This window comes from Anoxybacillus andreesenii (assembly GCF_030813005.1).
GTDB lineage: Bacteria > Bacillota > Bacilli > Bacillales > Cytobacillaceae > Robertmurraya > Robertmurraya andreesenii.
In genome coordinates this window covers 1-7,418 of record NZ_JAUSTU010000051.1, presented here as the reverse complement: position 1 = coordinate 7,418, position 7,418 = coordinate 1, and the positions used below count along the sequence as shown (strand labels likewise).

8 protein-coding genes and 1 pseudogene are annotated in these 7,418 nt (G+C 35.6%); 2 read left to right on the top strand and 7 right to left on the bottom strand.

What is annotated here, in order from left to right; all coding sequences use genetic code 11:
- Positions 1 to 94: 94 nt before the first annotated feature.
- The 7 genes and pseudogenes from J2S07_RS21335 to J2S07_RS21305 form a co-directional block, all read right to left on the bottom strand.
- Positions 95 to 1,240: pseudogene (locus J2S07_RS21335) on the bottom strand (type I restriction-modification system subunit M); the annotation flags it as partial.
- A 96-nt stretch (positions 1,241 to 1,336) separates the two neighbouring features.
- The gene (locus J2S07_RS21330) at positions 1,337 to 2,353 is read right to left on the bottom strand and encodes a hypothetical protein (protein WP_307152402.1); all 1,017 of its coding nucleotides are present in this window, start codon (positions 2,351 to 2,353) and stop codon (positions 1,337 to 1,339) included.
- 414 nt (positions 2,354 to 2,767) lie between these two features.
- Positions 2,768 to 3,160, bottom strand: coding sequence for a DUF2178 domain-containing protein (locus J2S07_RS21325; RefSeq protein WP_307152401.1), 393 nt, complete (start codon positions 3,158 to 3,160; stop codon positions 2,768 to 2,770).
- The gene (locus J2S07_RS21320; RefSeq protein ID WP_307152400.1) at positions 3,157 to 3,366 is read right to left on the bottom strand and encodes a helix-turn-helix transcriptional regulator; all 210 of its coding nucleotides are present in this window, start codon (positions 3,364 to 3,366) and stop codon (positions 3,157 to 3,159) included. The genes J2S07_RS21325 and J2S07_RS21320 overlap by 4 nt, the downstream gene beginning before the upstream one ends.
- A gap of 233 nt (positions 3,367 to 3,599) precedes the next feature.
- The gene (locus J2S07_RS21315; protein WP_307152399.1) at positions 3,600 to 4,844 is read right to left on the bottom strand and encodes a hypothetical protein; all 1,245 of its coding nucleotides are present in this window, start codon (positions 4,842 to 4,844) and stop codon (positions 3,600 to 3,602) included.
- Between the two features lie 673 nt (positions 4,845 to 5,517).
- Positions 5,518 to 5,766: a hypothetical protein gene (locus J2S07_RS21310; RefSeq protein ID WP_307152398.1), complete on the bottom strand. Its 249-nt coding sequence runs from the start codon at positions 5,764 to 5,766 to the stop codon at positions 5,518 to 5,520.
- A gap of 278 nt (positions 5,767 to 6,044) precedes the next feature.
- Positions 6,045 to 6,545, bottom strand: a complete 501-nt coding sequence (locus J2S07_RS21305) for a helix-turn-helix domain-containing protein (protein WP_307152397.1) — start codon at positions 6,543 to 6,545, stop codon at positions 6,045 to 6,047.
- 134 nt (positions 6,546 to 6,679) lie between these two features.
- Between J2S07_RS21305 and J2S07_RS21300 the strand changes: the two genes are divergently transcribed.
- The gene (locus J2S07_RS21300) at positions 6,680 to 6,832 is read left to right on the top strand and encodes a hypothetical protein (RefSeq protein ID WP_170148425.1); all 153 of its coding nucleotides are present in this window, start codon (positions 6,680 to 6,682) and stop codon (positions 6,830 to 6,832) included.
- Between the two features lie 3 nt (positions 6,833 to 6,835).
- Positions 6,836 to 7,381: a recombinase family protein gene (locus tag J2S07_RS21295; RefSeq protein WP_307152396.1), complete on the top strand. Its 546-nt coding sequence runs from the start codon at positions 6,836 to 6,838 to the stop codon at positions 7,379 to 7,381.
- Positions 7,382 to 7,418 lie beyond the last annotated feature (37 nt).

The following is a 7,418-nucleotide window of genomic DNA, read 5'->3' as shown; positions in this document are numbered from 1 at the left end:
TTTGTTCTTGGCATGATGTTAACCTCCTTGGTACATTAGGCAGTATAAAATAAAATACTCTTATTGTCCAAGTTCATTTTGGGGCTTATGAGAAATAACGACGGATTTCACTTTCCCCACTGCCAGCATCCCCTGTAAATAGCGGAGATCCGTTCATGATAATGGCCAAACGAGAACCTTTCGGATTGTCCTCTGATACAGGCTTCATCTTTGACACAAGATGTTGTAGGAAAAGAAGTTGTCCATCACTAATACGTGGAAGCCCCGCTCCAAAACGACCGTTAAAACCTAAGTTTTCATACTCTGCTTTAACAGCCTTCTCCGCAGGTTTCCACTCGACACCGTAGGGAGGATTGGTGATCAAATAGTCAAACTTCATATCAGAAAATGCATCATTTGATAATGTATTACCAAAGCGTATATTTCTTGCTTCTTCGCCTTTGATTAGGATGTCTGCTTTACAAATGGCATATGATTCCTCATTTATTTCTTGAGCAAAGAACTCCAATTCAGCCGTTGGATTTAGCTCCTTTAAATACTCTTGAGCTACCGAACCCATTCCACCTGTACCCGCACATGGGTCATAGAGTGTTTGAGTGATACCTGGTTTTGTAAGAATCTCTTCATCCTCAAGGAAAAGTAAATTAACCATTAAACGCACAACTTCCCTTGGCGTATAGTGATCCCCAGCTTCTGCATGTTCCGAAAATCTACGGATCAGTTCTTCGAAGATATACCCCATCTCCACATTAGAGACAACATCAGGGTGTAAATCTATTTCGCTAAATCGTTTAACAACAAGATAGAGCAAATCATTCCGTTCCATTTTTTCTATTTGTTTGTCGAAATCGAAATACTCGATAATATCTCTTGCCGTTTTAGAAAAGCCGTTAATATAATCTCGTAGGTTGTCCGCAATATTATCCGCATCACTAAGAAGCTTAGTAAAATCATATTTACTGACATTACTAAACTTTTGTTCTGCTACACGATTTAGGATTTCATCTCTTGATTCTTCTGGAAGGCTTTTGAACTGTTCATATTTACTCAGCACATCTTCTTTCGTGCCGTCAAGTACACAGTCAAACCGTCTTAGAACAGCCATCGGTAAGACAACTTTGCCGTAATCCTCTGGTTTGTATGGACCACGCAGAATTTCAGCGATACTCCAAATAAAACTTACCTTGTCATTAAAATTCATTAATACTTCACCTTTTCTTTCCCTGTTATGTAATCCCATGCCTTATGGACATGGGGAAAAATCTTTATTATAAGACCATCTTACCAAATTTCTGTCGCTATTGGTTTACATATATTTGGAGTTGCATGATACGGATTAGTGGGAAGAGTTAATATGAAAGGGATTTTTCATAAAAGTGGGGAAGTCTGTACGGTTTTTTGGAACGAGGATTGGGTTTATTCCAATAGATTCCAAATCCTTTAGGTATTGTCGATAAGTTGGAGCGGAGAGGTTCTCCTTTGGGGAATCAATACCATTTTTACTAATTTCAATGAGGAAAGAACGCAATTTCTCCTTTTTCTTTCTTGTGAAGTGACTGGCTTCAAGGATTTGCTCTGCTTTAGTGATTTTATAATAGTCACCTTTTCTCGCTATCGGAGTGATGTGTTCACACATATATTCCCGATAAAGATCTTCTTTAAAGTATTCGATTAGCCTTTTCGGTCTTCCTTTCCCTTTTCCATCGGTTCTTTTCATAGCGTTGAGGTGTTTATTTTTTAGCCTTAATTCGTAGCGAATAACATCCTTTTCGTATGGCTCTATTATTTCGTTCTTTGCTAAACGTTCATCTTCCTTAGAATAAATGATAAACTCAACACTGTTATTTTTGTGGTACTGTGAAGTTTCATATTTTATCGCTTCTCCCTCCTCATTCTTCCCATATTTTATCATTTCTTTAAACCTATACTTTTTTGTGTATTTTTCAAAAAGGTGAAAGATTAACCTCTGGTGATTTTTATTGGGTACGACTACGTCAAGCTTGTAATCAATTCTCGTTAGTCGATGCTGGTCAAAATGAGATGAATGCCCAAATTGAGCAGTAAGGAATTTTCTTATTTGTGCTTCAACAATGGGATAATCCTTTTCTGTTATGTCACTTTTCCTTAGTAGCCTGACAATATCTATTTTTAAATGAATATTCCATAGACTTTTACCTTTAGACGATAGCCAAGTAAACGCAAAAGCTGGATGCTCATGTTTTACATTTTGCGTTAGCTTTTTTACAACTGCACCGAATTTCTCATATACTTCCTCTTTTATTTTATTCCTTTTAAACAGTAGCAAAACCTCCTCATAATCAACATCGAGTAACATTTCAACTGTGTGAATCACAATCATCATCTCCTATGAAAATATTAGCGGGAATGGTAAATGCTAATATTGATCTAATCTGTACTTTAAAAAACCTTTCCCGACCCGAACCAATTTAAAGGACTTTCGAACACATTTTAGGCAATGTGCTAAGGAACCATATAACAAGGTTTTGGAATGGAGCAGTTCGTCAGTTGGTATTTATTTTAGGAAACTGTCAATAGTTTATGAAGGCAAAACTGGTTCTACCTTGTCTTAGTTAAATTAAAAAGAAAAGCAGCAGTCCTACGGATAAAACGTTCTCTTTTGAATCACAAAATGATAAAAAACACTGTAATTAACAAGAGAAAAAGCATGGCTATTCACATTGTGAATAGCCATGCTCTTTTTCTTCATCTTTGTTTAATATAATGACAAAACACATTATTATTTGTACTATTTGTACCTTTTTGAATAAATAAACTCAGTAATTGGAACTGTAATAAATGTAAGACCTACCACAATAACAAGGGGGTAATTATCAATTTTATTAAAGTTACCAGTTCCTTCAGAAATAAATAGTATTAAACCAGAAAGAATCATTAATACATAATAACCTATTTTGGCACTTTGAGTTTCGATATGTCTATCTAATTCATCCTTTTCGCCACCACCTTCATGTTGCCCCCAATTAAGCCAATTGAAAAAATAACTTAAAGCAAGGAAACTAAAGAATATACTACCAGCATCAATAGTTTCAAATCTTATCCATTTATATAAGGAAAATCCTACAATTGATAAGAAAACAATGAAGGTTATAAGTGCGATAATTTTTTTCGTATTATTCATTCTATCTTCCTCCCTTCCTCTGATATAAATAATTCCTCCATAGTAACCTTTAATGTCTTTGCAATATCGAATGCTAATTGTAAACTTGGGTCATATTTATTGTTTTCAATAGCATTAATCGTTTGCCTACTCACATTACATTTTTCTGCTAATTTCCCTTGTGAAAGACCACTTTTTTCTCTGTATTCTTTAATTCTATTTTCCATTCACCAAGCCACCTTTAGATTCTATAAGGTGTAAAACATCTTTTACAACCTTATTATAAGAAAAGATATATATGATGTCAAACATCTTTTACACCTATATATCTTTTCTTATAAATGTATTAACTTGCCTTGTTTCCACTAAAAGAATTCTTCAATCGTACTCTCAAAAACCCATGCAAGTTCATTATTACGGAACAGCCTTAAAGATAATATGCTTATTTAAATCTTATCCGTTATTTCATATAGATAATATCTTTCATATCAAAGACTTTATCGGTTAAACCGATTCTTTGTGCAGGAGTTTCTTTTTTATCCCCTCTGCCGAACGGAAGGCAGAAGTTGTAATACGTTCTTAATATGGTTAAAGCGTACTGTGCATACTTAGGATTAAAATTAGCGTAAATGTAGCTTTTTCCTTGTCCTGTGGCTGTTACTAAAGGTCGTTCCAGTATGGAAATTCGTCTGCGTATCTGTTGAATGAAGCTATTCGTGGCATGGTCATTGACATTCATAATGGCAGAAGCTAATTCATTAACTTCAAGACCACTAACATCGGTTCGACAATCAACCGTATAGCTTCCTTTATCCTTCGGACACAATGGATGTTCTAATGGATTGTTCAACCATACCACTGCTCTTTTATGAGGGAAAGTAACCTCTTCACAAAAATGATGGGTTTGTAATCTCTCTTGTAAATACAGCTCCGCTAACGTATAAAGAGACCTTGTTGAATAGCTATAAGTGTTTCCCCAATCTGTTAAAAATCGCTTTGCCTCTATATAGTCCTCATGCTTTTGCTTGGCTGATTTTGTCTTATCCATTTTACTTACAAAATGATGGGCATTGTATAGTCGTATATCATCCGAAAATACACGATAGATGGCAGTTGCAAGGGAAGAATCGTCATCAGTGACAAATCGCCATTCTTTTGCTTGTACTAATTGTTTAATCAGCCAAAAGTGAGCAAATGCGGTATAGGTGGAATTAATGTGCATCCCCTTAATCAACTTATTTCGGTTCTTAATCTTCGTCAGTTCCTCTACATATTGAGGATAGGTCTGGTCATCCTCTTTCGTTGGTTCTTGTGGATAGTAGGACAATCGGAAACGGTCATTTTTCCGACAAAAGGAATCCAGATGGTCTTCTCGATAGAGTAGTGTATCTTCCTCTAATTGCTCAATATCAAAGTCCCAATCATAAGCGACATCGCTACGGAACACATATCGAGAATGAACATCTGCGGTTATGACCACATGGGTTTGCAAAGCAGAGTCATCCGTAAAGGAAGTATCGAAACTCCCTTTGCCTTTTCTCCGAATGTTGTTTAGATTGTATTGCATCTTATCTGTATTCAACCAGATTTCATTAAAGGCTTTATCTTGAAAGCCTTTTGTTTCATGTTTGTCCAAAAATTCCAAGCAACAGCGATAGAGCCATTCCAATTTGGTGTAATAGGTTTTCATGCCGATTTCCAACATATCACAGGTTCTTCTTACCGAAGTTTTATTTAGCAATAACTTAGAAAAGAGAGGGAGTATATCGTTTCGTTTTTGATGATAGGTAGTTGATTCTCTTTTAATCGGTAACACATTGGTGTATTTTTTACATTCCTTGCATTGATATTTTTGTGAATTACTTTTACTTTTTCCTCTTTTGTAAAAATAGGATTTTTCGGTGAAAGGAGTTGTCCCATCATACTTACAATCATCTTTATGAAAATTGTATTCTGGTTCTATATCAATGACAGTTTGAAGCTCTACAAGACGTTTAATTTCCTCAGTAACCGCCCAATTGGAAAAGATATTTGTCGAGCAATTAAGCGTTGCTTTTGGTAGTTTAGTGACAATAGGGAGGTCATTACATACGATGTGTTTTGTTCTTCTATATTTGCTACCTTGTAACTTATAGCGATAGGGTTTATTTTTTACCTTTTCAAACCGTTCCTGTTGTAATCCAAAAGACTCACAAAATGGATTCGTACAGTGATTGTATTGAATCTTATATTCATGACCGTTTAGCAAACTTCATTGGAGCAAGGCGTGGGTAGTGTAATTGCCTATCCAGTATTTCATCATCACTGACAGGGCAAGTAATTTCGACTTTATCTTGAAATTGCGGAAGTAGCTGTTTCAACTTGGACAAATAAATCACCTACTCATTTGCTTCTATTCCAATGGTCTTCAACATACGCTTATTATTACGGAGGGATTTTACCCATTCGATAAATTGGTCATCTTTTAGCAAGTTCCGTTGAAGGAATTCATCGACAACCTCTTCTTCGGTGTATTCACAGTATTCAGCGTAATAAGAAACGATAGCTCTGGTTCGTTCGGAAATTTTCCAGTTTATTTCTTTAGCGTTTTTATTTTTAGGTTTGATAAACTCTAAGGGTTTTGTCACGTAACTCAAACCTCCCATTTTGACATATTAATTCACATCCATTTTAACATAGTATTTCTCAAAGCGGGAACATCTATTCCCACTTCCGAAATTGCGTTGCGATTTAGGTTGCGATTTTATATATCAAATGGCTAAAAACATTGATAAATCAATAAAAAATAAGGTGCAAAAATCATTGCGATTTTGCACCTTATTTGTGTTGTGAATTCAATTTTTGTGATTCAAAAGGGAACGTCTTATCCTACGGACTGCCACTTTTCTTTTTACCAATATTATCATTAATCATAGAGTGATTCATTTGCATTAGCCACAGTGTTCAATGCCTCTTCCACTTTAATTAAGTCATATATCTCCAAATCCAAGCAAGCGACAATAATTTTATCCTTTAACGATGTGTTCAACGAAAACCCTCTAATCTTTAGGAGTTTATTTGTTTCCTCGATTGTCAGCTTCATAGCAAAAGCAAGTCTTATCAATTTATATTTTGGCGGATTCGTTCTCCCATTGATTAAGTGACTGATATAAGCTTTAGAAAATCCCGCTTTGTCTGCAAGCTCTTGTTGTGTCATTTGTACCTTATAGAGCATTTCGTTTATAAATTGTCCAAGTGTAATCATGCCCTCCGCATTTTGGCTAACCAATGAGGAGATATTATCTAATTCCTCTGCTGATAGACCATGCTGAAAAACTTTCCTTATATGCAATTTTTCTATTATATGTTCCGAGACCCCATGTAATAGATAATTGGTTATATCCCCTATAAAATCATATTCTTTCACGTTCTTATTCCCCCATTAAAAAAGTATAAAATTTTTATACCATTCTTAATCTGGAAGTCCATATACTATAGTCAACAGTTGTACACTCTAATCCCCGTACAACTTCCCCAAAAATTAAAGGAGGTTCCCCCATTATGAACACACTTCAACAACATTCTACCAACTTCTACTCCACTTCAACAATTATCCTGCAAGAACAAAATCAAGAAAACAATATTAGCACCATTGCTGAACTTCTTATGAAGGCAATAAACAAAAAACAACAATTTCAAAAGGAGAGTGCTTAAACAATGAAAAAGAAAATGGTGATTGGTCTATATATTCGTGTTTCTACTGACAAACAAGCCCAAGAGGGGTTTTCATTGGAAGGACAGGAGGTTGAGGGAACTCAACTTGCTCATAAAATGTTTGGGAAGGATATCATTCTTAAAGTCTATATTGATGAAGGCATCAGTGCAAAAAGTACAAAAGGAAGAACAGACCTGAATCGTATGCTCAAAGATGTAGAAAGAGGTGCTTTAGATGCTATAATCACATATAAAGTTAGTAGACTTAGCCGTACCCTCTCGGACTCCCTAAAAATAGTTGAAGACATTCACAGAGCTAAAGTACGATTTATAAGTATAAAAGAAGGTGAATATGGTACTTCCCACGCCAACCTTCAGTTTAACATCTTAGCATCCGTTGCCCAGTATCAGCGTGAGGAACTGGCAGAGAACGTTCAGCTCGGCATGATCCAAAGGGCCAGAAACGGAAAATTTAACGGCGGAAAGGTATTAGGTAAGCGTAAAATAATCCCCACCTGTGAAGCAGGTGGGGATCGCGTTATTATTTAGGTAAGTTTTTAAAATCTTTACAAACGATTGGAAGTGT